Source organism: Paraburkholderia sp. BCC1886 (genome assembly GCF_900996245.1).
Lineage (GTDB): Bacteria > Pseudomonadota > Gammaproteobacteria > Burkholderiales > Burkholderiaceae > Paraburkholderia.
The window spans coordinates 142,008-164,776 of the sequence record NZ_CAAJGK010000033.1; the positions used below are offsets into that span (position 1 = coordinate 142,008).

21 protein-coding genes are annotated in these 22,769 nt (G+C 61.3%); 10 read left to right on the forward strand and 11 right to left on the reverse strand.

Annotated elements, in window-relative coordinates:
- Positions 1-66: 66 nt before the first annotated feature.
- From FQ746_RS03420 to FQ746_RS03430, 3 genes are read right to left on the reverse strand one after another with little or no spacing between them, the layout of a single operon-like run.
- Positions 67-453, reverse strand: coding sequence for a tautomerase family protein (locus tag FQ746_RS03420; RefSeq protein ID WP_144107514.1), 387 nt, complete (start codon positions 451-453; stop codon positions 67-69).
- A gap of 26 nt (positions 454-479) precedes the next feature.
- Entirely contained in the window at positions 480-980 is a 501-nt protein-coding gene (locus FQ746_RS03425; RefSeq protein WP_144107515.1) for an aromatic-ring-hydroxylating dioxygenase subunit beta, read from the reverse strand.
- A complete protein-coding gene (locus tag FQ746_RS03430; protein ID WP_144107516.1) occupies positions 977-2,260 on the reverse strand; it encodes an aromatic ring-hydroxylating oxygenase subunit alpha in 1,284 nt (427 codons plus the stop codon). The genes FQ746_RS03425 and FQ746_RS03430 overlap by 4 nt, the downstream gene beginning before the upstream one ends.
- A 141-nt stretch (positions 2,261-2,401) precedes the next feature.
- On the opposite strand from FQ746_RS03430, the gene FQ746_RS03435 reads away from it, so the two are divergent.
- Positions 2,402-3,325, forward strand: a complete 924-nt coding sequence (locus FQ746_RS03435) for a LysR family transcriptional regulator (RefSeq protein ID WP_144107517.1) — start codon at positions 2,402-2,404, stop codon at positions 3,323-3,325.
- Positions 3,326-3,367: 42 nt separating this feature from the next.
- Here FQ746_RS03435 and FQ746_RS03440 read toward each other — a convergent pair whose 3' ends face one another.
- The 3 genes from FQ746_RS03440 to FQ746_RS03450 form a co-directional block, all read right to left on the reverse strand.
- Positions 3,368-4,348: a PDR/VanB family oxidoreductase gene (locus tag FQ746_RS03440; RefSeq protein ID WP_144107518.1), complete on the reverse strand. Its 981-nt coding sequence runs from the start codon at positions 4,346-4,348 to the stop codon at positions 3,368-3,370.
- A gap of 195 nt (positions 4,349-4,543) precedes the next feature.
- Positions 4,544-5,464, reverse strand: coding sequence for a LysR family transcriptional regulator (locus tag FQ746_RS03445; protein ID WP_144107519.1), 921 nt, complete (start codon positions 5,462-5,464; stop codon positions 4,544-4,546).
- 165 nt (positions 5,465-5,629) lie between these two features.
- The gene (locus tag FQ746_RS03450) at positions 5,630-6,604 is read right to left on the reverse strand and encodes a ketopantoate reductase family protein (protein ID WP_260853871.1); all 975 of its coding nucleotides are present in this window, start codon (positions 6,602-6,604) and stop codon (positions 5,630-5,632) included.
- Between the two features lie 158 nt (positions 6,605-6,762).
- On the opposite strand from FQ746_RS03450, the gene FQ746_RS35095 reads away from it, so the two are divergent.
- The 4 genes from FQ746_RS35095 to FQ746_RS03465 all read left to right on the forward strand — a co-directional run bounded on the left by FQ746_RS35095 (position 6,763) and on the right by FQ746_RS03465 (position 10,363).
- Positions 6,763-6,894 (forward strand): hypothetical protein, encoded by a 132-nt coding sequence (locus FQ746_RS35095; RefSeq protein ID WP_260853872.1) that lies wholly within the window; start codon positions 6,763-6,765, stop codon positions 6,892-6,894.
- A gap of 24 nt (positions 6,895-6,918) precedes the next feature.
- Positions 6,919-8,064, forward strand: coding sequence for a porin (locus FQ746_RS03455; RefSeq protein WP_260853873.1), 1,146 nt, complete (start codon positions 6,919-6,921; stop codon positions 8,062-8,064).
- Between the two features lie 88 nt (positions 8,065-8,152).
- Positions 8,153-9,502: an MFS transporter gene (locus tag FQ746_RS03460; RefSeq protein ID WP_144107520.1), complete on the forward strand. Its 1,350-nt coding sequence runs from the start codon at positions 8,153-8,155 to the stop codon at positions 9,500-9,502.
- A 111-nt stretch (positions 9,503-9,613) separates the two neighbouring features.
- A complete protein-coding gene (locus FQ746_RS03465) occupies positions 9,614-10,363 on the forward strand; it encodes an ethyl tert-butyl ether degradation protein EthD (protein WP_144107521.1) in 750 nt (249 codons plus the stop codon).
- A gap of 79 nt (positions 10,364-10,442) precedes the next feature.
- Here FQ746_RS03465 and FQ746_RS03470 read toward each other — a convergent pair whose 3' ends face one another.
- The 5 genes from FQ746_RS03470 to FQ746_RS03490 form a co-directional block, all read right to left on the reverse strand.
- On the reverse strand, positions 10,443-11,222 hold the full coding sequence (locus FQ746_RS03470) for a class II aldolase/adducin family protein (RefSeq protein ID WP_144107522.1): 780 nt from the start codon (positions 11,220-11,222) through the stop codon (positions 10,443-10,445).
- Between the two features lie 123 nt (positions 11,223-11,345).
- Entirely contained in the window at positions 11,346-11,903 is a 558-nt protein-coding gene (hpaC, locus tag FQ746_RS03475; RefSeq protein WP_144107523.1) for a 4-hydroxyphenylacetate 3-monooxygenase, reductase component, read from the reverse strand.
- Positions 11,904-11,947: 44 nt separating this feature from the next.
- The gene (locus FQ746_RS03480) at positions 11,948-13,177 is read right to left on the reverse strand and encodes an acyl-CoA dehydrogenase family protein (RefSeq protein ID WP_144107524.1); all 1,230 of its coding nucleotides are present in this window, start codon (positions 13,175-13,177) and stop codon (positions 11,948-11,950) included.
- A 191-nt stretch (positions 13,178-13,368) separates the two neighbouring features.
- Positions 13,369-14,301: a ketopantoate reductase family protein gene (locus FQ746_RS03485; protein ID WP_144107525.1), complete on the reverse strand. Its 933-nt coding sequence runs from the start codon at positions 14,299-14,301 to the stop codon at positions 13,369-13,371.
- A 168-nt stretch (positions 14,302-14,469) separates the two neighbouring features.
- Entirely contained in the window at positions 14,470-15,384 is a 915-nt protein-coding gene (locus FQ746_RS03490; RefSeq protein WP_144107526.1) for a LysR family transcriptional regulator, read from the reverse strand.
- A gap of 309 nt (positions 15,385-15,693) precedes the next feature.
- Here FQ746_RS03490 and mdlC point away from each other — a divergent pair, with 309 nt between their 5' ends.
- From mdlC to FQ746_RS03515, 5 genes are all read left to right on the forward strand, one after another.
- Complete coding sequence (mdlC, locus tag FQ746_RS03495; protein WP_144107527.1) at positions 15,694-17,283, forward strand: benzoylformate decarboxylase; 1,590 nt, start codon at positions 15,694-15,696, stop codon at positions 17,281-17,283.
- A 74-nt stretch (positions 17,284-17,357) separates the two neighbouring features.
- Positions 17,358-18,809, forward strand: a complete 1,452-nt coding sequence (locus FQ746_RS03500; protein WP_144107528.1) for an aldehyde dehydrogenase — start codon at positions 17,358-17,360, stop codon at positions 18,807-18,809.
- Positions 18,810-18,914: 105 nt separating this feature from the next.
- Positions 18,915-20,264 carry an MFS transporter gene (locus FQ746_RS03505; RefSeq protein ID WP_144107529.1) on the forward strand — a complete coding sequence of 450 codons (1,350 nt, stop codon included), beginning with the start codon at positions 18,915-18,917 and terminating at the stop codon, positions 20,262-20,264.
- A 2-nt stretch (positions 20,265-20,266) separates the two neighbouring features.
- On the forward strand, positions 20,267-21,430 hold the full coding sequence (locus FQ746_RS03510; RefSeq protein WP_144107530.1) for an alpha-hydroxy-acid oxidizing protein: 1,164 nt from the start codon (positions 20,267-20,269) through the stop codon (positions 21,428-21,430).
- Positions 21,431-21,545: 115 nt separating this feature from the next.
- Entirely contained in the window at positions 21,546-22,760 is a 1,215-nt protein-coding gene (locus tag FQ746_RS03515; protein WP_144107531.1) for a CaiB/BaiF CoA transferase family protein, read from the forward strand.
- Positions 22,761-22,769 lie beyond the last annotated feature (9 nt).

Consider the following 22,769-nt stretch of genomic DNA (forward strand, 5'->3'; position numbering starts at 1 on the left):
AGTGCCCTTGAAAGTGGAGTGGCATGTTGCATCGAAAGACGCAGTGGCGTCCAGAGCACACGATGATCAGCGGCCGAGCGCCCGAGCGGTTTCACCGCCGATGCCGAAATCCGTGTTCGGAATGTCCTTGATCATCACACGGGTGGCTTGCAAAGGCGCGTCGAGTACGTCCGTCGCGGTTTCGCAAAGCGCGGCGATCAGCGCTGCTTTCTGCGCATCCGTGCGCCCGGCAATCAGGATCACGACGATCACCGGCAGCATGGGCGCCGCGCCTCGTGCAGCGCTCTTGCCGCCGATCCCGAAGTTCGCGTCCGGCAGTTCGCTCAGCAGAATGCGCACGCTTGCGGCAGGTGCGCCGATCGATTCGACCGTGGCCTGCGTAAGTCGTTCGATCAGCTTCGCCTTGCGGGCTTCGTCGTAGCCTTGCGGCAGGTAGGCTTCGAGTGTCGGCATAGGTGTCGTCAAATAGCGTTGGGCGCTTACAGCAGAAAGCCGATCGCGCTGAGCGCTTCGGTCGAATCGAGCAGGCGGATCACCTTCTCGACGATCTTCGGCTCGCCGCCGGCAAAACTCAACTTATGCGTCAGATCGGCCGCGAAAAGCGTGGCCACGCCGCGCTTATAGGCGACGATGACCTGGGCCGACTTCACTACGACCACATCGCCGGCATCGTTCGATACCGTGAAGCGCGAGACGGTGCGAACAGTACGCGCCGCATCGGCCGCCGATGCGGAGAAACCCGACGTCATGCGCTGCACGCGTTTTTCGCGCATCTCGTGGTCGTCGTACGCGTAGTTCAGCGTGGCCGCGTAGTCGGTCGTGTGCGGATCGATCGGCACGACGTAATGGCCCGATGTGTCCCACAGATCGAGCCACGCGGCGTAGTCGCGGCGATCCAGCACTTCGGCTTCGCGCCAGATGAATTCGATTGCGCGGGCAAAGGCCGGTTGCGAGAAGTCGATATTGCGTTCGTTCATCATGCCTGCTCCATCATTACGCGCCACTGCCTGTACGCTTCACGCATGCCGGTTTCGTCAGTGGAATGTGCGGTCTTTTCGCCGTTGTCGGCAGTCGTCTCGCGGTTCAGGCCGCGATTGACGAGAATCGGTACGTCGGGGCCAGCGTGCGAGCCGCGCTGCACACGCTCCCAGGCTTCGGCGTCGTCGGGACTGCCAAATCCGAACGGACCCTGGAAGTGTTCGTGCATCCGCAGACGTTCGCGGTTGGCTTCTTCGGGGCCGCCGTCCATTGCGAGCGCGATATGACGAATCTCGGTTTCTTCCGCGGAGATGGGGCGCAGCACGCGGAAGAACGCCATCGACAAAGCGAGATTGGGGAACAGATTCAGGTTGAAGCCGACGCCCATCAGCGAGCGCACGATGCGGCGCACTTCTTCGGGCGTGTGCTTTTCCGCGAGCTTCGTGGCGAGCGGATCGAACCGCTCGGGCAGAGGCGCGCCGTCGTCCTTGTCCAGATCGACCACTTCCGGCATCAGCACGGCGAGGCTGTGACCATGACCGAGCGAGCGGCAGAACGCGTCGTCGCTCGTCATGAAACTGGTGATCACTTTGGCCGTTTCGTCATCGACCGATTTCAGCCACGATTTGTGCACCACGGGGAAGTGATACAGGTCGGTGGTGTTCTCGAGCTGAATTTTCCAGTTGCCCTTGAACTTGAACTTGTGTTCGCCGTTCGTGCGGACCGGATAGCCCGCGCCCTGTTTCATGAACAGATCGATCCAGGGCTTTGCGCCACCCAGAAAGTCCTCGAGCGGCTCGATCGACTCGTTGAAGCTGGCGAAAATCAGTCCGTTGTAAATGCCCACGCGCAGCTTTTTGAGCGGCAGATCGCCTTTCTCGCAAACGCCTTCGTAGCCGTCGCCATACGGCAGCGCTCGCAGCGCGCCGTCGAGTGCGTACGACCAGCTGTGATAGGGACACGTAAAACCTTTGGCATTACCTTTATGCTCTTCGCACACGGTCGCGCCGCGATGGCGGCAGCGGTTTTGCAGCACGTGCACCGCGCCAGTCTTGTCCCTTACGACGATCACCGGCTGGCGGCCAATGGTCGTCGTGATGAAATCGCCCGGATTGCGCAGCTCGCTTTCGTGGGCAACCCAGATCCACGTCTTGTAGAAGACGCGTTCGAGTTCTGCTTCGAAGATCTGCGGATCGTAATACAACGAGGGCGCGATGCGATCCGACCCGGCACGCTTGTATAGCGAGCTCGCGTCGATAGTCTGATAGGGAGTGTCGCTCATCGAATTCTCTTGAGTGGGGGCGTTCAACTGCGAAAACTGCGGTGTGAAAAAGGTGTACCGGTAGTCTCGGCGCATCCCACACATCGGTCAAATCCATCTAAAATGGACCGCACAATAAACCCCACTTATAAGAGTGCCCAGATGACCTCGATCGATCATATCGACCTGAATCTTTTGCGGGTCTTCCAGGCCATTGTCGAAGAACGCAGCCTTACCAAAGCGGGCCAGCGGCTAGCGCTTTCGCAGCCGGCGGTGAGTTACGCGTTAGGCCGTTTGCGTACGCTCTTCGACGACCCGCTGTTCTTGCGCACACGTTCCGGCATGCAACCCACGCCGGTGGCGCTGGAGTTGTCGGGCATCGTCGGACGCGCGCTCGATACCGTGCGCGAAGCACTGCGTTACGCGGAATCGTTTGACCCGGCGGTAAGTACCCGTACGTTTCGCCTGTCCCTTTCCGACGCGGGTGAGATGGCGTATCTGCCTGCCATCTGCCAGTTACTCCACACACAGGCGCCGCGAGTTCGGCTCTCCGTACGCCCCGTCTCGGGGCAGGAGATAGAAGACGCATTGCGTTCTAGCCGGCTCGACTTTGCGATCGGCAATCATCCGCAACTGCTGGCCAGCACGCGCCATCAGTTACTGTTCGAAGAGGACTACGTCTGTATGACCCGTCGCCGGGAGGGGCTGCCTGCGGGAGGCAAGCTGAGTCTCGAGCACTTTCTGGCGGGCTCGCATATTCAGGTGCAATCGCTCGAGCACAGCCACCGTGCGCTCGACGATGCTTTGCGCGCGCAGGGCGTGGGACGCAATACCGCGCTTGAAATACCGCATTTCGTCGCGCTGCCGGCCATTCTGACGGTGACAGATTTATATGCGACGTTGCCGCGCCGGCTGGCTCACATTCTTAACCAGGCCGGCGCGTTCCAGATTTACGACTTGCCCGTGAAATTACCCGTGGCGTCAGTCACGCTGCACTGGCACGAGCATTTCCATGACGACGACGGCATCGTATGGATGCGCAATCTTCTCGCGGACATCGTCGGCCGGTTCGATCAACCGGGTTGATAGGTGAGAAGCGCACGCTGTGCGCTTCTTATTTTTCACGTCTCACAGATCGAGCACGAGGACTGGCGACTTCGAGCGTGACACGCAGCAACAGATAACGTCGTTGGCCGCGCGCTCCGCCTTGCTCAGACAATGATCCCGATGATCGGGCTCGCCGCTGACGACATCGATCATGCAGGTTCCACACACGCCTTCGCCGCACGACGTGTCGATCTGTACGCCGATTGCCGCCAGCGCATCGACGATGTTCTGGTGAGATTCAACCTTGACTCGCCGACCCGATTGCGACAGTTCCACGTCGAAGCTGTCCAGCATTTCGTTGCCGGCATTGGTGCTGGCGTCCGCGGTGTCGGCAGCGAAGCGCTCGAGATGGACCGATTCTTCGGGCACATAACGCGACGCGACCTCGGTCACCCGAGCCATGAACTGAGGCGGCCCGCAGGTGTAAACCTGTGCTCCGGGTTGCACGGCTTGCATGCAAGTAGCCAGTTCATCGTCGAGCCGTTCGCGGCCAGTTCCGACGTGCAGACAGACATGGGAGGCAAATGGAGGCGTCGTCAGCAGATTCACGAACGCAGCGTGCTCCCTGGCGCGGACGAAATAGTGCAGCGTGAACGGAGCAGCTTGCGCGACGAGGTGATGCGCCATCGACAGCAGCGGCGTAATACCGATGCCTGCTCCGATCAGAATGGTTTCGCTCGCATTCTGCACGAGGCGGAAAAGATTCCGCGGCGCACTGATGGTCAGCTCTGTTCCAACTTCCACGTCGTCGTGAAGGGAGCGTGAGCCGCCGCGCGATGCCTGCTCTTTCTTGACGGCAAAGAGCCGCGCATCGCAATGACGTGGGTCGCCGCAGAGCGAGTACTGGCGTGTCGTGCCGGCAGGGCTCGTCACATCGATGTGCGCGCCGGGTTCATAGACGTCGAACGGTTGACCGTCGACGCGGGAAATTTTATAGGAGCGGATGTCCAACGCTTCGTCCTGCACGGCGTCGACCCGGACCTTGAAAGATGTGGCGTTCATGTAGGCGATTCAATCAACAATTCTATGGACCGAAGCATCGGCGCGGAACGCCTGCCTCAGGTGACCAACATACAAAGATGCCTGTAATAAGGCAAATCCATAGAAATTTGGAAGACAAATCAGTGGGGCAAATGTGTCGTCGACGCAGGCCACCGCGATTAGCGGAGCAAGCTTGCAGGTCGGCTTGCAGTCCGCTTAGGCTTCGGGCTGCTGAAACATTTCGCAGATGGCGTCACGTAACCAGGCAATACCCGGATCGGCGGTGAACTGAGTGTGCGAATGCAGCTGAATTTCGATGGGAGGTAGCGCGAACGGCAGAGGCAGGATGCGGAAGGCGTGGTTGCGGTTGAACCTTTCAGCAATACTTCGTGGAAAGATGACCGCCAGATCGGTGTGCGCAACGATTTCCGGCGCGACGACGAAATGCGGCAAACGCAGCACGATCTCCCGTTTGAAATTCAGTTCTTCGAGCCACTGCTGAACCATCCGGTGACCGGTGGCATTGGTGCTCGCGTATATATAGCGTAGCGAAGCGAGGTCTTCCCGACCCGGCTTGCGTTTGCGCAACGGATGGCCTGCGCGGACCACGCAGACATGTTCGTCGACGAAGAGTCGTTCGCTGACGCAGCCTGCGTCGAGGCCTGGTACGTAACCAAGCGCAAGATCGACCTCACCGGCGCGCATGGCTGCACTGACCGATTCGACCGGCACGTTGGCAATATCGATACGCACGCCTGGCGCGCTCTTATCGAGCATGGCAAGCAGCGGGGGAAGAAAATAAAACTCCGACATGTCCGACATCGAGACGCGAAACACCCGCTGGGCCGTAGCAGGATCGAAGCTCGCCAACTGCTGTACCGCGAGATTGATGATCGAAAACGCCTGCGTGAGCGGCGGATACAGACGGTGCGCTGCGTCGGTCGGCAACATACCGCCCGGTGTTCGCACGAATAGAGGATCGTCGAACAGCATTCGCAGTCGACGTAGCGCATGGCTCACGGCGGGTTGAGTCAGGCCGAGCCGGTCGCCTGCAGCGGTGAGACTACGCAGGTCCCAGATGGCGAGGAAGACTCGCAGGAGGTTGAGATCGGGGACGCCGGAACGCGGATTTGTCATGCACGCTGTTGGAATGGATGTCGTCGGACCAGGGATCGAACGATTACCGCATGGGCGTTGGCGGCGTCGGTGCGCTGGCGGGCGGTCGCGACTGTCCGCGACCTCTTTAAATCTTAACCGACATCGGCGGGGGAAACCAATCCAGTCGCTGCATGCAGCGACCTGTCAGATGGCCTCCAGACGTCGCCGTTCATATACCCGCAAGTGCAGATCCACCAGATCGAGAATCGAGGGGCCGCCTCGTGTCATTGAATACGGGAGATGACCTTGGTCGGCATGTGCGTCTCTCGTGCGGATCATCTCTCCAATCAGATGATCGGCCTCGACACGTGCGCCACGCTCGAGATCTTTCGTCATCGAAGCGGTGACGCTCGAGCTCGGATCGGTCACCACGGAACGGATTCGCATTGAAGCCTCTTCGCTCAGCGGATAGCCCGCGCCCGATGCAATGGCCGCGCATTCAGCGAAAAGCGCATTGGCGAATACCGCGCCGCCCGAGGAGACGACCGCCCCGATCGAGCCTCGCATCAAGGTGGTCATGCCCGCCGCGACTGCTATCTGAACCCACTTTTCCCACATCCTGTGCACGATCCGATCGGTGGCAACGGCCTCGCATCGCGCGCCGTCGAAAGCTTCCTTCAGACGGGACACACGAGCTGACAGGATGCCATCCAGCTCTCCGAAAACCAGTTGATGAGAGTCGTTGAGATGCCGCACATGACCGGACTCATCGAGCGCAGCAGATATCAGACAGAAGCCGCCCAGCACATTGCCAGGCGTGAAACGTTGGGCGAGGCGGGACAGATGCGCCATGCCGTTCAGCAATGGGACGATTGCCGTTGCTCCACTCACTGCAGGCGCGAATGCGTTCATCGTGTCTTCGAGGTCATACGCCTTGCACCCCACGAGGATGACGTCGTAATGGCCCGGTGAGTTTTGCAGCGAATCGCGGGTCACGGTCTGCGGAGACTGAATGCGCGTATCGCCGGATGGACTGTGAACGATGAGCCCGCCGTCGGCAATCTGCTTCGCGCGACCGGGACGCAGCAGGAACGTGACGTCTGCGCCATTGTCGGCGAGACGCGCGCCGAAATAGCCCCCCAATGCGCCTGCACCGATAACGAGAATCCGTATGGACATCTGGAAAGCGACCCTCGATAGACCTCGCACCTGACTTGACGAGGCAGCGGCGGCGAGTCGAATGGATGGACCGGACTGCGAAACCTGCCGATCGGACGTGTCGAGCTTAGCGCCTGACAGGCGGGGCCGCCAATTCGCGCCATTAATGTCGAATATGAATGAGTTTGATGGATGCACGTACCGGCTGGTCAGATAAGCGCGGTTTATTTGCCATGTGGCTTTTGGTTGATTTGCCTAAGAAAAGATGTGCGCCGAGACTTGGCATCGCGATGAAGCATAAAAAAAGCTAACCACGAACCCATGACAAATTACCCATGACGACGAATCTGAAAACGGTCTCGCAACAGAATATTTTTGCTGTACTGTGTACTTCAATGTTTTATTGTGGCGCCGCACATGCGGGTAACAACGTGACGCTGTTTGGCATTATCGACGACGGTCTGACCTATTCGAGCAACGTGGGCGGAAAGAGCGCGTGGCAGATGCAAAGCGGCATCGCGCAGCAAAGTCGCTGGGGTATGTTGGGCAAGGAAGATCTCGGTGGCGGAACGTCCGCCATCTTTCGGCTCGAAAACGGCTTCAATGTGAACCAGGGAACATTGGGCAACGGATCGCGGATGTTCGGCAGAGCAGCGTATGTCGGCTTGAACAACGAGCGCTACGGTACGCTCACGCTAGGCCGCCAGAACGAGTTCATGGCCGACTATGTCGGCGCCTATGGCGCCACCGGGAACTGGGGAATCCTGCTTCCGCACGCCGGCGACCTGGACAATACGGGTATCGATTACCGCGTCAATAGCGCAGTTCGCTATGTCTCGCCGTCCTTCTCGGGTGTATCGCTGGGTGCGCTCTACAGCTTCGGTGGGACGCCCGGGCAGATGGGACGCAATGCGCTCGAGTCTTTTGGCATCAACTATGTCAGTGGGCCGCTCAGCATTGCGGCCGCTTACACGGCGATCGATCATCCGGCTACCGCCGTCAACGAGGGCGTGTGGACCGCGAACAATCCGGTCGACGGCAACTATGGTATTGCGGCCGGTCATTACCGTTCGACGGGGCTCTCCGCTCAATACGTGCTGGGAAAAGCGAAGTTAGCCGCAGTCTATACGAACACCCGGTTCTCATCGCTCGATCCGACGTTGGGCGCGCATATCGGCGGAGCGGTCACATTCAATATTGGCGAACTGATCGCCGCCTATAACATTACCCCCGCGCTGCAGGTGGGCGGAGCCTACAGCTACACCGAAGGCCGGGTCTCGGCGAACGGAACGACACCGCGGTATCACATTGCTGGTGGGGTAGCCGACTATTTTCTTTCGAAGCGCACCGACGTCTATTTTCAGACGACCTGGATGCGTGCAGCCGGGGACGCAACCGTTGCTGGACTGGCGCCTGTGATTGGCCCGTCGAGTGGAAAAAGCCAGTTGATCGCTCGTCTCGGGCTGCGCACCAAATTCTGATGGTGGTACGGGTGGTATGCCTCACCAGCCGATAGACGGCTGGTCGTCGTCGTCGAAATGTCGTTCTCTGAAAAAGAAGGTGACTCGTATGATCAATATGGATAGCAAAACCGGCAGTCTCCCCGCTGCTTATTCGGGAAGATTCAACTACGTCGTCCTGCTCTGTTTTTTCGTCATCGTGTGCGAAGGCTATGACGCGGCCGTCATGGGTTCGATCGTGCCGGCCTTGATGCGTTATACGCCGTGGAATCTGAACGCGGCGGAAATCGGTGCGATGAGCAGCGTAGCGCTACTTGGCACACTCGTTGGCTGCTACGTCGTGAGCGTTATCAGCGACCTCATGGGTCGTCGCCCTTTGCTGCTCGCGTGTATGACGATGTTCTCCATTTCGATGGCGCTCGCTGCCATTGCACCGACTCCGTTTCTTTTCACGCTGGCACGCGGAATAGGCGGCATTGGACTGGGTGGTGTCATTTCGGCCAGCGCGGCGCTGACAGTCGAGTTCTCATCGCCAGACAGAAAGAACTTTAATTTCACGTTGATGTACTCGGGCTATTTTGTCGGCGCGCTACTGTCGGCTCTCGTAGCGCTGCTATTCATGCAGGAATACACATGGCGGGTCGTCGTCGCGGTGGGTGCGTTGCCCTTGCTGTACGTTCCCGTGTTGTGGAAATACATGCCGGAGTCGCCGCTCTATCTCGTCTCGCGCGACCGTTCGGCCGAAGCGAGGAGTGTCGCGGCATCGCATGGACTGGTGCTGGAAAACCTGCTGGCTCATAGTGACAGCGCATCGGCTGGCGAGAAGTTGTCGATCGCCCGGGTGTTTAGCGAAATTTTTTCGTCAAGGAATTTCCTGGCCACGGTGGCTTTCTGGGTTGCCCAGATCGCGGCCGTTCTCAACCTGTACGGAATCGGAACGTGGTTGCCGCAGATCATGCGGCAAATGGGCTTCAATCTGGGATCGAGCCTGGCTTTCCTCGCGACCTTCATGACGGGTTCGGCCATCGGCGGCATCATGATCGGCCGCTATGCCGATCGTCTCGGGCCGCGCAAGCTGGTGTTGCTGACCTACCTGATCGGCGCAGTTTGCCTGATCTCGCTGTCGTTCCGGTTTTCTATCTTCTATACGTACTGTCTGATCGCCGTGGCGGGTCTCGGCACCGGTGGCGTGGCGATGGTCCAGCTCGGATTGATCTCGAACTACTACGCCGCACATGTTCGCTCCAGCGCAATTGGATGGGCCGTCGGCATTGGTCGGGTCGGCGCGATGGCCGGGCCGTTGGTCGGCGGTTTCATTCTTCGCGAAGGCATCGACGTCAGGTGGAACTTCTATATCTTCGCCGCCGCGGCAGTCTGCGCGGGCGTGGTAGTCGCTTTGGTTCCGAAAAGCGCGGAGGAGAAGGCCGCGGGCAGTAAGCCGACTTCTCTAGGCCATTGAGACATCGGTCGTCAGATCGACGCCAAAACCCATAACACTTCCTGCATCCGCCTTTTGCCTCGAGCGAAGGCGGGTGTAGGCACATGTTCACTCTTCATGTCAGAGGCTTGTGTGAGATTCATTCTGCATCTGGAAGCGGCGGTTGATGGCGAACCGGTAACGGGGAGGCCCGGAACGACTGAACAGTCGCTCGCGATTCACGCGTGGCTGCAAAGCCAACAAAGAAGCCAGCAAGCGTCCTTCCATGGACTGACGAAAGCGATCGTGCATACACCCCTCGTGGCCGATAACGTCAGCGATCCCTATAGCGCTCGTGAGCGTCCGCCCGACTGGGTATTGCAGCTTTACTTCAGCGAACTCGATTTACTCGAGACAAGTTGTCGTGATGATGGAGCTGTAGCCGGGCTTCTGGCACATATCAGCCAGATCACGAAGCGTCGGTATAAGTGGACACAGCAAACCATGGCGGCCCGCAGTTTCAGGGTGCCCGAAGCCAACCCCGGTCTTACGGGCGACAAAGCAGGCGCGCATTGCACGTTCCTCGTCGCCTATCCGGGGCCGGCGGAAGATCTGCATCTCTGGCTGCGCCATTACATCGACCACCATCCGCCGATCATGATCAGGTTTCCGAATATCCGCGAGGCCGAGATTTTCACGCGCGTCGATAGCCCGAATACGTTGGGGGTCGAATGCGTCGACCTGATGCAACGCAATAAGGTGGTGTTCGATAGTCCCGCGGCGCTCAACGACGCGCTGTCGTCGGAGATCCGGCACGAGATGCGGGAAGACGGGAAGCGGTTCCCGCCGTATTCCGGTGGAAGCTCGCACTACGCAATGGAAAGCGTGGCGCGGCTGTATTGAAGCGATCAACGCGTAAAACCCGATCAATATAACAGCACATCGATCGGGTTCAGTACGACGTTAGCGACGGTAGCAGTGGTTAGCGGCGGTAGCTGGTGTCCTGGCGGTCGAGGCGGCGAATAAGCGCGTCGAGGACCTGATCGCCACCGCGGAATCGTGGATCGTACTGCAGTGCGTCCTTCGTCGAGCGTTCGCTGATAGCGGACGAGACGGGCAGGATGTTGCCCCGCATCGAATGCGTTGCCACCTGAATCTCGCAGGCGCGATTGAGCGTCCAGATCAGTACGAACGCGTGACCGAGCGTCACGCCATGCGACAGCAACCCATGGTTGCGGAGAATCAGCAGATTCTTGTTGCGCAGCGACGTGACGAGCCGGTCCTTCTCGTCGTTATGAACCGTCGTTCCTTCAAAGGTGTGATAGGCGATCTTGTCGTGCAACTGGGACGAGTAGATGTTGTGATCGACGAGGCCTTCTTCCATGCATGCGACCGCCACGCTTTCGGTCGTATGAATATGCATCACACAGTGGGCGTCGGGCACATGCTCGTGCAGCGCGCTATGGATCGTCAGGCCCGCCGGATTGACCGGATAATCGCTGTCGCTCAGGATATTGCCCTTCAGATCGATCTTCACCAGGTTCGATGCCGTGACTTCGTCATAAGCCAGGCCAAATGGATTGATGAGCAACTGATCCCGTTCGCCCGGTACTCGCAACGTAATGTGATTGAAGATCAGCTCATGCCACCCGATCATGTAGAAAACCCGATACGTGGCCGCCAGCTTGACGCGGGCCTCCCATTCCGCAGCACTGCAATTGCGTAGCTGGGTTGGGGGCAGGGATGTTGCTTGGTCGTTCATCGATTACCTCGTTGCGTGAAATACTGTTCGGTCGAACCCGCGCCTCGGCCGGAAATCATCCGGCTTTCGCTGCGAGTTCTGAAGGAGCCAGTGTAGTTTCAGCGAATAGATCGATCAAATCGATCAGATATCGGCGGTCGTATAAGCCGGATTGATAGCCCTGTCGCCCGGGAGCTGATGAAATCGACGCGCGAAATAAACGAGGCTGTCATGGCACTCGTGCAGATCGATGTGGTGAATACGCACGAACATCACCGAGTGTGTTCCTACCGTCTTGATCTCGTTTACCGTCCCCTCGAGCCGCACTACCGCGTCGGACAGCACGGGAACGGGCAACACGCCCTGGTGCCAGACCGTGTTCTCGAAACGCTCCTCCATCGAGCATCCCGTCATGCCTGCGAACGTCTTCGCGGTTTCCTGCGCTGAAGCGCCGAGCACATTGATACACACATTGCCGTTTTCGCGCAGCACGTCATGCACGAAACTCGTCTGATTGATACACACGAGCATGGTCGGCGGTGAATCGGTCACGGAGCACACCGCGCTTGCGGTGATGCCGCAGCGTCCACCGGGACCGTCGGTGGTGATGACGTTGACAGCTGCCGCGAGGCGGGCCATGGCATCGCGAAACTGTTGCTGGGCTGAGGTCGTGGTCGTGGTCGTGGTCGTGGTCGCGCTCATATGGGGCAGAACCTCTGGGCTGGTTTCATGTGGCATCCGCCGGCTCAGGGGTACGGCGCGAAAGCCGGCGCCATGCCGACAAAGAGCGCACCCGCTGCGTCGTACACGCCTTCGCCAAGAAACGCGTGCTGCGTGACGACCATCGAATCGCGTGCGAGACGTTGCAGGCGGTTCTCCCGATAGATCGCGCCGATACCGGCCATCTGGTAGGCCTGCATGACCACTTCAGCGCCGGTCTGCGCGGCGTGGGTGGCCGACAGACGCAGCAGGTTGGCTTGAGCCGGCAGGACCGGATCGCCCGCGATCAGTGTGTCCCAGGCCTGCTCGGCGGCATCGAAAAAGAAAGCGCGCGCACTGCGCAGATTTGCTTCGGCTTTGGCGAGCCCCGAGCGGTAGTAGGCACGGTCCGCAAGCCGCGGCGCACCGGTTGTGGTCTTCGTAACGCCAGACAGGCTGGCGAGCAGGTCCAGCGCGGCACGCGCGAGTCCGAGGTTGCAAACGCCGTGCACCTGAGCCTGATACGCGATAGCCGGGTAACGGTAGAGCGGTTCGTCGATCAGCGCAACGCCGCCGCGCACGAAGGTCCAGTCGCTGGCGACGAACTTGTCCTTCAGGCGCAGGTCGTGACTGCCAGTGCCTTGCATGCCGACTACATTCCAGTTCTCGACGATCTCCACGTCTTTCGCCGGAAATACCGCGGTAAAAGGCTTGCCCGCATCGGGCTCGTTCTGCGCGGTCGGCGGTACGCCGCCAATCCCCACGCCAATCCAGTCCGCGCCTTTGCAGCCGCTCGCGAAACGCCATTGACCACTCACGCTGAAACCGCTTCCGGTGCGCTCCGCTTTCTGCGGCGGATAGAGACCGCCTGCAAAGACCTGATCGGGACCGGTCGCGTAGATTGTCGACTGTGTTTCGATGGGTAATGCGGCTAGATAGGTGTTGGCCGAACCGAATGCGGCGACCCAGGCCGTCGATCCGTCCGCGACGGCAAGACGCTCGAGGATTTCGAGGAAGCGCGGCGGCGGAAGCGCGTCGCCACCGAAACGGCGCGGCGTACTCGCCCGAAAAATGCCGGCCCGCTTCATCGTGGCGATCATGTCACGCGGGACATGTGACAGAGCGTCGAACTCTTCGCGACGCCGCTCGATTTCGTCGATGAGCGTATCGAGCGTGATCGCCCCTTGCTGCGGATACGCAGGCTCCTGAATCGCGGATGAATGGGATGACGAACTACGTGTGCCAGCAAATTCCAGATCGTTTAGCGCTTTGTCCATGGCATTGGTCGGTGTTGAGGTGTGCAATGAAACGTAAATTAGAGTGCACACCATCCACCGTCAAATGAAGGTCAAAAATGGCCGACATGAACCTGATTCATGTCGGCATTACGCAGTGAGGGAGTCGCAGAAGATGGGTGGAAATCGAGGTCACGTGTATTGACGCGACACACAGGAGCAGAAGCCGAGCGTCAATCGGATTTGCCGATAGACCGCGCCTCGACGAGCCGCACGAGTTCCAGCAGCGTTTCAGTGTGGGCCACGGGAATGTTCATTTCGCGCGCGGCGAGAACGACGGCCCCGTTGATGTCTTCGACTTCGGTGCGTCGGCCCGCGAGAATATCCTGCAGCATCGATGGCTTGTGACCGGCATGCTGCGCTATCGCTTGATTGACATTGGCGAGACAGGCGTCGACGTCGGTCTGAATCCCTTTGGCCGTTGCGACCGCCAGGACTTCGCGGACAATCGTCGCTGCCAGCGTGGGGCCGCCCGGTACGGCCGAAAGCTGGCCGACCGAACAGCCGGTCACGGCACACAGACTATTCAGTGCCGCGTTGAATGCCACCTTCTCCCACACCGCGCTCCATACCTGCGGGTCGACGCTGCAGTGCAAACCGGCCGCGTCGAGCGCTTCCGCCACGGCAGTCACTGCTGGTCGATCGATACCATCGGCGGACATCAGCCGGATCTTGCCCGAACCATGCGAGCCGACCCGGCCGGGACCGAGCAGATCGGCGGGCCACGTAGTGACGCCGATCAGGATCTGCTGCAGCGGCACCAGTTCGCCGACCCTCTCGACGTTACCGAGACCGTTCTGAAGGGTCAGCACCGTTGTGTTCGCACCGATCGCGCGGCCGATGCTGGCCAACGCCGCGCGCGTATGAAGCGACTTCGTGAACACGATCAGCAGGTCGGGAACCGATTCGACCTCTTCCGGCCGCGCTACCGACAGATTAGCGACGATCTGGCGGCCGCTATCCATCTCGAGCTCCAGACCGCGCTCGCGGATCGCCGACAGATGGGCTTCGTTGATGTCGATGAGCGTCACCGCGTGGTTCTGCCCGGCCAGCAGGCCGCCGAACAGCGAGCCCATCGCGCCTGCGCCTAATACCGCTATTTTCATGATGTTGGTCCGCTTGTTGGTCCGCTTGTTGGTCAATTACCGGTTAGTCGGCAGGTTAAGGCGCGCCGGCATCGCCATGCGCTTCCGGGCGTCAGTGTGCTCGTCCGCGCGACTGCCGGGAATTGTCCAATCGCGCGCAAGTCATGCCGCTTCGGCATGCGTGCACGATCAACGGGAGGCCAAACCTTCCGTCAGGTGACGCAATTCATCGAGCAGTTTGAGGGCAGGGGCGGGCAGGAGGCCCTGACGTCTGCGGAACGCCGTCAGGGTTCTCGGTGCATCTAGACCCTCCACCGGCAGCGCGTCGAACACGCCCGCCACTTTCTCGGTGTCGTACATGGGTTCGGACATCCACGAGACGAAGCCGCAGCGCGACACCAGGCTTTTGAGCACCGTCACCGAGCGTGTTTCGACGGCGATCTCCGGCAGCGCGAGCCCTCTCGCCGCGAAGGCTTCCATCATGTGCGCATACGGTCCGGTGCCTTTGGGCGTCAACGCCCAGCGCTCGCCGAGCGTGTCTTCGAGTCGCAGTCTGCTTTTTCTGCGCAACGGATGATCCATCGCGGCGACGACATAGCTCCGGTCGGTCCAGCGGCAGTCGGCAATGCCTGAAATCTCATCGGTCTCCATGCCCGAGATCGCCAGTGCCAGATCGATCTCATGCGTCAGCAGTCCTTCCGCGAGCCGGTCCCACACACCTTCGAGCACTTCCACCCGCAAGTTCGACCACTTGTCGAGCACCCGCCCGATCGCCATCGGAAGGACCAGCGTGGCGATGCTGCCGACCGCGCCCACTTTGATGACGCCTTTGGCCAGTCCGCGCATGGCGTCGACCTCTTCACGCGCATGCTCAACATCGCGCTGCAGCGAGATGGCATGCGGCAACAGCGCCGCGCCGATGGCCGTCAGATGCATGCCTTTGGTATGCCGCTCGAAGAGGGGCGCGCCCACGGACTCCTCCAGCCGCTTGATCGAGCGGCTCAGCGCCGGCTGGGTCATGTTCAGCAGGTTGGCTGCGCGGCCCAGACTGCCCGCTGAAACGATCGTGGTGAAAACGGCTAGCTGTTGCAGATTGAAGCTCATCGGTTCGACGCAGAGTGGAGTGGTTAGAAGCAGGGCACGCACGCGTTCCGTCCAGGTGTCTTCCCTGGCAACCCGCCGATGCCCACCGGTGGATCGAGCGTGCGCGGGCACCTCGCATGGCGGCGAGCGCCTTGTCCCGCAAGGCGCCCAGACAACCGCGTGCAGTGTCGCGCGGAACCCGAACGCATGCAACAACGTAATGACTTCGAGCGCATCCGGCAATTTTCAAACAAGGGGTGGGATTTCATACTGCCGCTCATCGTCATCACCGCGCGCCGGATTTGCCGGGCGCGCAGCCAGGGAACCAGCATGCAAGAAAATCTCACGGGACCTCTCACGGTCCGCGACGCCGTCATCGACCTGCTGAGAAGACTCGGAATGACCGCGGTCTTTGCCAATCCGGGTTCGACCGAACTACCGATGTTCCGCGACTTCCCGTCCGACTTCCGCTACGTGCTGGGACTTCAGGAAGCCGTGGTGGTCGGCATGGCCGACGGCTATGCCCAGGCGAGCGGTAACGCGGCGCTGGTGAACCTGCATTCCGCCGCCGGCGTCGGCAATGCGATGGGCAATATCTTCACGGCATTCAGAAACCGCACGCCGCTGGTCGTCACAGCGGGTCAGCAAGCCCGCTCGATCTTGCCGTTCGATCCGTTCCTGTCGGCGACCCAGGCAACCGATCTGCCGCGGCCGTATGTGAAATGGAGCATCGAGCCGGCGCGTGCGGCGGACGTTCCGCTCGCACTGGCGCGCGCTTATCACGTGGCGATGCAGGAGCCGCGCGGTCCGGTGTTCGTGTCGATCCCCGTCGACGACTGGGATCAGCCGGCCGAACCGGTCGCGCCGACGCGGGTCAGCACCCGCTCGCGGCCCGATCCCGAGCGCATCGCGGAACTGGGCGAGGCGCTCGATGGCTGCGAACGGCCGGCTTTCGTGGTCGGATCGGAACTCGATCGGGCCGGCGCCTGGGACGAAGCCGTGCAACTCGCCGAACGTCATAACGCACGGGTCTATGTCGCGCCCATGTCGTCGCGCTGCAGTTTTCCGGAAGATCACCGCCTGTTTGCGGGCTTCCTGCCGGCCATGCGCGAAAAGATCGTTCAGGCGCTGGGCGGACACGACCTCGTGTTCGCCATCGGCGCGCCGGCTTTTACTTATCACGTGGAAGGCAGCGGGCCGCATGTTCCGGCAGGCGCGTCGCTTTATCAGTTGATCGACGATCCTTCGACCGCTGCCTGGATTCCAGTCGGCACCTCGGTGGTGGCCAACGTCCAGCTGGGCCTGCGCGATCTGTTGACGCGGGCGGCGCCCGCGAGTCGGCCGCTACCTGCGCCACGGCCCGCGCGCGAGCGCGCGGAGCCCTCGGACGTGATGTCGGTCGCGTATGCATTGCAGACGCTCGCGGAGGTTCGGCATGCGGCCGACATCGTCGTCGAAGAAGCGCCGAGTTCGCGACCGGTGATGCAGCAATACCTGCCGTTCACGCGCAGCGCAACGTTCTTCACGATGGCGAGCGGTGGCCTCGGCTATGGCATGCCGGCCGCGGTCGGTGTGGCGCTCGCGAAGCCCGATCGCCGCGTGATCGGTCTGATCGGCGACGGTTCGACGATGTATTCGCCGCAGGCGATCTATAGTGCGGTCCAACTCGGGCTGCCCGTCACGTTCGTCATTCTCAACAACTCGCGCTATGCCGCGCTTCAGGACTTCGCGCCGGTGTTCGGCTTCGGGCCTTCAGACCCGGTGCAGGGCACCGATCTTCCGGGACTGGATTTCGTCGCGCTGGCGCAAGGCATGGGATGTCGCGGCGTGCGTGTGACGGACGCCGCGCGGCTAAAGGCTGCGCTCGACGAAGCGTTGTCGGCGAATGAAACGCGGCTCGTCGAAATCGTCGTGAGTTGAGTTGTTGCCCAACCCGAAGCGCCAGGTGCGTTTCAGGCGTGCGCACTGACAAAAACCAATTCAAGGAGACAGCAATGAACCAGGTCACCATGCTGATCAACGGCGAGCGCGTGCTGGCCCAGGACGGCGCGGTGTTCGAGCGTCTGAACCCGCTCGATGCCAGCGTCGCCTCGCGCGCGCCCGCCGCTTCGATTGCCGATGCGCGTGCCGCGGTCAAGGCAGCCGCGCAGGCGTTTCCCGCATGGGCGGCGATCGGCCCCGGCGAGCGGCGTGCGTTGCTCAACCGTGCCGCCGACGCGCTCGAAGCGAAAGGCGACGCGTTCGCGCTCGCGATGGCAGCCGAAACCGGCGCATCGCATCTATGGGCCGGCTTCAACGTCAAGCTCGCGGCGGATGGTCTGCGCGAAGCCGCGGCGCTGACCACCCAGATTGCCGGCGAGGTGATTCCGTCGGACGTGCCCGGCAACCTCGCGCTCGGCGTTCGCCAGGCTGCAGGCGTGGTGCTGGGTATCGCGCCCTGGAACGCGCCGGTCATTCTGGGTGTGCGGGCGATCGCGTTGCCGCTCGCGTGTGGCAACACGGTGGTACTGAAAGGCTCGGAGATCTGCCCCGCGACGCATGGGCTGATTATCGAAGCCTTGCAGGATGCCGGCCTGCCGCGCGGTGTGGTGAACTTCGTGACGAACGCACCGGCCGATGCCGGCGCGATTGTCGAAGCCATCATTGCGGAGCCGGCAGTCAGACGCGTCAACTTCACGGGATCGACCCGCGTCGGACGCATCATCGCGACGCAGTGCGCGAAATATCTCAAACCGTCGGTGCTCGAACTCGGCGGCAAAGCGCCGTTGCTGGTTCTGCACGATGCGGACCTCGACGCGGCAGTGCAGGGCGCGGCCTTCGGCGCGTTCGCGAATTCCGGGCAGATCTGTATGTCGACCGAGCGGATCGTCGTGGACCGCCGGATTGCCGATGACTTCGTCACCCGTCTCGTGGAGAAAGCGAACAGTCTGCCGCTCGGCGATCCGCGAAAAGGCCCCGTCGTGCTGGGCTCGGTCGTGGACTTCGCCACGGTCAGCCGCTGCAACGCGTTGATCGACGACGCGCTGGCGAAGGGCGCGAAACTGGTGTGCGGCGGCAAGTCCGATACCACGCTGATGCCGGCCACGTTGCTCGACTACGTGAGCCCCGATATGCAGATCTACCACGAAGAATCGTTCGGCCCGGTCAAGCCGATCGTGCGCGTCGACGGCGACGAAGAAGCGGTGGCGTGCGCGAACGACAACGAATACGGACTCTCCGCCGCCGTCTTCAGCCGCGACGTCGCGCGTGCGATGACGATTGCCCGCCGCATCGAATCGGGCATCTGCCACATCAACGGTCCGACCGTCCACGACGAAGCGCAGATGCCGTTTGGCGGCGTGAAGTCGAGCGGCTTCGGGCATTTCGGCGGAAAGGCCGGGATCGCCGAGTTCACCGATCTGCGCTGGCTGACCGTGCAGACGACCCCGCGTCACTACCCGTTCTGAACGGGTTGCAAGGCGGGGCACACCGCACACGCCGTTTCACCCAGGCGATCAATATTCTTCAGGAGACTGCAATGCCCATCGACCCACTCAGATTGGAGCGCTGACATGAACGACAACAACCTGCGCGCGCCGGTCACCATCGACATAGGCCTTACGCTCGACGACGGCGTGTTCTCCCGCTTTCAGAAAATAGTCGTGTTCCTCGCCGCGCTTTCCATCGTCATGGATGGATTCGATGGTCAGCTCATCGGCTTCGCTATCCCGAGTCTGATCAGGGAATGGGGCATCACGCGCAATGCGTTTGCACCCGCGGTGGCCGCGGGCCTCGTCGGGATGGGCGTGGGTAGTGCGTTTGCCGGCCTGTTTGCCGACCGGTTCGGGCGGCGCTGGGCGATCATCGGCAGTGTGCTGGTGTTCGGCATCGCGACCAGCTCCATCGCTTTCTCGCCCGACGTCACGACGGTCGCGATCCTGCGTTTCTTCGCGGGCCTGGGCATCGGCGGCGCGTTGCCGAGTTCGACGACCATGACCGCGGAATTTACGCCGGCACGCCGGCGCACCCTCGCGGTGACCGCGACGATCGTGTGTGTGCCGCTCGGCGGCATGCTCGCGGGTCTGTTCGCCAGCGTCGTGCTGCCGCATTACGGCTGGCGCGGACTGTTTCTGATCGGCGGCACGCTGCCCATCGCGCTAGCCGTACTTCTGTTTTTCACGATGCCCGAGTCGCCGCGCTATCTGTCGCGTCATCGCGAGCGCTGGAACGAGTTGCGCGCGTTGCTGGGCAGAATGGCGCGTTCCATCGAGGCGAACGTCGCCTTCGCCGACTTGCGGGAGCAGAACGTCCAGCAGCACGCCGGTTTTCGCGCGTTGTTCTCGGCGGGACATGGACGCGATACGGTCGCCATCTGGGTGGCGTTTTTCATGAACCTGATCGCCGTGTATAGCGCGTTTAGCTGGCTGCCGACCATGCTGGCCGGAGAGGGCTTGAGCCCCTCGGTCGCGGGTTCGGGTCTGACGGCTTACAACCTCGGCGGCGTTATCGGTGCGCTCGGCTGCGCCGTCGCCATTGGACGCCTCGGTTCGCGGTGGCCACTGCTCGTCTGTTGCCTCGCTGCGTGTGCCAGCGCGCTGTTCCTGCGCGGCATCAACGTGTCGACGCAGACCAACCTGCTGGTGTTCGGCATCGGTGTGCACGGCCTGTTCGTGAATGCGGTTCAGTCGACCATGTACGCGTTGTGCGCTTACATCTACCCGACCGAAGTGCGTGCCACGGGCACTGCATCGGCGCTGGCATTCGGCCGGCTCGGCGCAATTCTGAGCGCGTTCGCCGGCGCGTTCGTGATTACTCAGGGCGGGGCGTCGGCTTACCTCGGCATGCTGGGCGGCGCGATGTTCCTCGTGTTTATCTGCCTGATGATCGTGCGGCGGCATATTCCTCCGGTCGGCCGGGCTTGACCATGCGAACCGGTATTCCAGGTGTTTTCTCGGTAGGCGATTATCGTGCGGAAGCGCGCCGCCGCCTGCCGCGGATGGTATTCGATTATCTGGAAGGCGGCGCCGACGACGAATCGGGCCTGCGGCACAACCGCGATGCGTTCGACCGGTGGGAGTTGCAACCGCGCCGTTTGCGCGATGTCAGTCGGCGCGACCAGTCGATCGAGCTGCTCGGCAAACGGCTTCCTTCTCCGCTGGTGATCGCGCCGACGGGCCTGAACGGTGCGTTCTGGCCGCAGGGCGATCTGGCGCTTGCGCGCGCCGCAGCAAAAGCGGGCATACCGTTCGCGCTGTCCACCGCGTCGAACATGTCGATCGAAGAAGTCGCGAAAGGCGCGGACGGCGACCTGTGGTTCCAGCTGTATGTAGTCCACCGTAATCTCGCGAAGAGTCTCGTGAGCCGGGCGCGCACGGCGAACTATTCGACCTTGATACTGACCACCGATGTAGCGGTCAACGGCTTTCGTGAGCGCGATCTGCGCAATGGCTTTGCGATGCCGTTCAAGCCGAGCTTGCGCGCCGCGCTGGACGGCTTGTCCCATCCGCGCTGGCTCTGGTCCTATCTGACCAACGGGATGCCGCAGCTGAAGAACTTCGCGACGGACGATGCCTCCGATACCGAATCGCAAGCGGCCGTGCTGCGTCGTCAGATGGACGCGAGTTTCAGTTGGGACGATCTGCGGCGATTGCGCGACGCGTGGCCGGGCAAGCTGCTCGTCAAGGGAATCGTCACGCCCGAAGACACGAAGCTCTGTCTCGAAGCCGGGGCGGACGGGGTGATCGTATCGAATCATGGCGGCAGGCAGCTTGCCGACCTGCCGGCGTCGATGGACGTGTTGGCTGCAATTGCCGATAGCGCCGGGGCCGCGACGGTCGTCGTCGACAGCGGCGTGCGGCGTGGTGCGGACGTGGTCAAGGCAATTGCGTCGGGCGCACGTGCGGTGATGCTGGGCCGGGCAACCTTGTATGGACTCGCGGCCAACGGCGAGGTGGGCGTCGCCGACGTTATCCGGATGATCAAGGACGAGGTCGATCGCACGCTTGCCTTGATTGGTTGCGAGGCGATCGAGAAATTGGATCGTGGGTTCGTGGCGCGCCGTGCGGGGTGGTCGACCTCTACCTTTTAACAAAAAGTAAAAGACTCCTTTAGGTATTGTCGATTGTCGCGTTGAAGACGCACAACTATTCTGGGCTTCAGCGATTTGCAAAGGTTGCGAATGGCTGCAGACAGGATAAAGACAAATGTTACGAGACAGCCTTAAAGGCGTACGTGTGCTGGACTTCTCGCACGTGCTAGCCGGCCCCGTATGCTCGATGACGCTCGCTGACCTCGGCGCGCATGTGACCAAGATCGAGCCGCCAGGCGGCGAAATCGGTCGCCAGATTGGACCGCCCTGGATTAACGGAGAAAGCGCCGCATTTATCAGCGTCAACCGGAACAAGTTCAGCCTCGCCATCGACCTGAAAAGCGATGCGGGACGCCGGACGTTGCGCAAGATGATTCGTGAGGCCGATGTCGTCGTCGAAAATTTCCGCCCTGGGGCAATGGCAAACCTCGGGCTTGATTACGACTCCATCAGGAAAGAGAACCCGAGTCTCATCTATTGCTCGATATCGGCGTTCGGTCAAACTGGTGTGTGCAGTAGCCGCCCGGGCGTGGACGGCGTGATTCAGGCGGCCAGCGGCCTGATGAGCACCTTGGGCGAAGCCGAGGGTGAACCGATAAAAACACCCACACCTGTGGCCGACATGGTATCGGGCTACCTCGCAGCAATAGCCGTACTCGGCGCTCTGGTGGAAGTCCGGGCGGGTGGGGCAGGTCAGCATCTCGACGTCAGTCTCTACAACTCGACGATCATGCTTCAGCAGATCGGCTTCGCGGCGTTTCTCGCTTCGGGAAAAGATCCGGAGCGCACCGGCAGCGCGGCGCCCTATGCGTCACCCAACGAGGTGTTCCCCACACGTGATGGCTGGCTGATGGTCGTTGCGTACCACGCGGGCCGATGGACTGCACTTTGTGAAGTGCTCGACATCGCATGGGTCGAGACAGACCCACGATTTTCAGGCAACGACGCGCGCGTCGAAAACCGCGCGGTCCTTCACCCGCTGCTCGCGAGGATCTTTGCGGAGCGTGACACCTCGGAATGGATCTCCCTGCTCTCGGCACGTGACATTATCTGCGCCCCCGTCTCCCGCTACAGCGACGTGGTGAAGTCGGAAGCCTACCGTGAGAGCGGACTTGCGTGCACCGTTGAACATCCCGTTGCTGGAAAGATTCGTACCCATGGCTTTGCGCTTGGGCCGTCGGACTATGGTTCGGAGATGACACCCGCTCCGCTAAATGGTCAACACACCATCGAAATGTTAGCGCTCTACGGCATTGCCGAAGAAGAAATTGCGGACCTGCTGAATCAGGGCGTGGTCCGGTCCATATCAAAGCGAACCGCTGACGTTTAACCAGGAAAG

Excerpts from the sequence above, each read along its gene's own strand:
- FQ746_RS03420 (WP_144107514.1), bottom strand. The coding sequence starts at position 453 with ATGCCGACACTCGAAGCCTACCTGCCGCAAGGCTACGACGAAGCCCGC.
- FQ746_RS03425 (WP_144107515.1), bottom strand. The coding sequence starts at position 980 with ATGATGAACGAACGCAATATCGACTTCTCGCAACCGGCCTTTGCCCGC.
- FQ746_RS03430 (WP_144107516.1), bottom strand. The coding sequence starts at position 2,260 with ATGAGCGACACTCCCTATCAGACTATCGACGCGAGCTCGCTATACAAG.
- FQ746_RS03435 (WP_144107517.1), top strand. The coding sequence starts at position 2,402 with ATGACCTCGATCGATCATATCGACCTGAATCTTTTGCGGGTCTTCCAG.
- FQ746_RS03440 (WP_144107518.1), bottom strand. The coding sequence starts at position 4,348 with ATGAACGCCACATCTTTCAAGGTCCGGGTCGACGCCGTGCAGGACGAA.
- FQ746_RS03445 (WP_144107519.1), bottom strand. The coding sequence starts at position 5,464 with ATGACAAATCCGCGTTCCGGCGTCCCCGATCTCAACCTCCTGCGAGTC.
- FQ746_RS03450 (WP_260853871.1), bottom strand. The coding sequence starts at position 6,604 with ATGTCCATACGGATTCTCGTTATCGGTGCAGGCGCATTGGGGGGCTAT.
- FQ746_RS35095 (WP_260853872.1), top strand. The coding sequence starts at position 6,763 with ATGAGTTTGATGGATGCACGTACCGGCTGGTCAGATAAGCGCGGTTTA.
- FQ746_RS03455 (WP_260853873.1), top strand. The coding sequence starts at position 6,919 with ATGACGACGAATCTGAAAACGGTCTCGCAACAGAATATTTTTGCTGTA.
- FQ746_RS03460 (WP_144107520.1), top strand. The coding sequence starts at position 8,153 with ATGATCAATATGGATAGCAAAACCGGCAGTCTCCCCGCTGCTTATTCG.
- FQ746_RS03470 (WP_144107522.1), bottom strand. The coding sequence starts at position 11,222 with ATGAACGACCAAGCAACATCCCTGCCCCCAACCCAGCTACGCAATTGC.
- hpaC (WP_144107523.1), bottom strand. The coding sequence starts at position 11,903 with ATGAGCGCGACCACGACCACGACCACGACCACGACCTCAGCCCAGCAA.
- FQ746_RS03480 (WP_144107524.1), bottom strand. The coding sequence starts at position 13,177 with ATGGACAAAGCGCTAAACGATCTGGAATTTGCTGGCACACGTAGTTCG.
- FQ746_RS03485 (WP_144107525.1), bottom strand. The coding sequence starts at position 14,301 with ATGAAAATAGCGGTATTAGGCGCAGGCGCGATGGGCTCGCTGTTCGGC.
- FQ746_RS03490 (WP_144107526.1), bottom strand. The coding sequence starts at position 15,384 with ATGAGCTTCAATCTGCAACAGCTAGCCGTTTTCACCACGATCGTTTCA.
- mdlC (WP_144107527.1), top strand. The coding sequence starts at position 15,694 with ATGCAAGAAAATCTCACGGGACCTCTCACGGTCCGCGACGCCGTCATC.
- FQ746_RS03500 (WP_144107528.1), top strand. The coding sequence starts at position 17,358 with ATGAACCAGGTCACCATGCTGATCAACGGCGAGCGCGTGCTGGCCCAG.
- FQ746_RS03505 (WP_144107529.1), top strand. The coding sequence starts at position 18,915 with ATGAACGACAACAACCTGCGCGCGCCGGTCACCATCGACATAGGCCTT.
- FQ746_RS03510 (WP_144107530.1), top strand. The coding sequence starts at position 20,267 with ATGCGAACCGGTATTCCAGGTGTTTTCTCGGTAGGCGATTATCGTGCG.
- FQ746_RS03515 (WP_144107531.1), top strand. The coding sequence starts at position 21,546 with ATGTTACGAGACAGCCTTAAAGGCGTACGTGTGCTGGACTTCTCGCAC.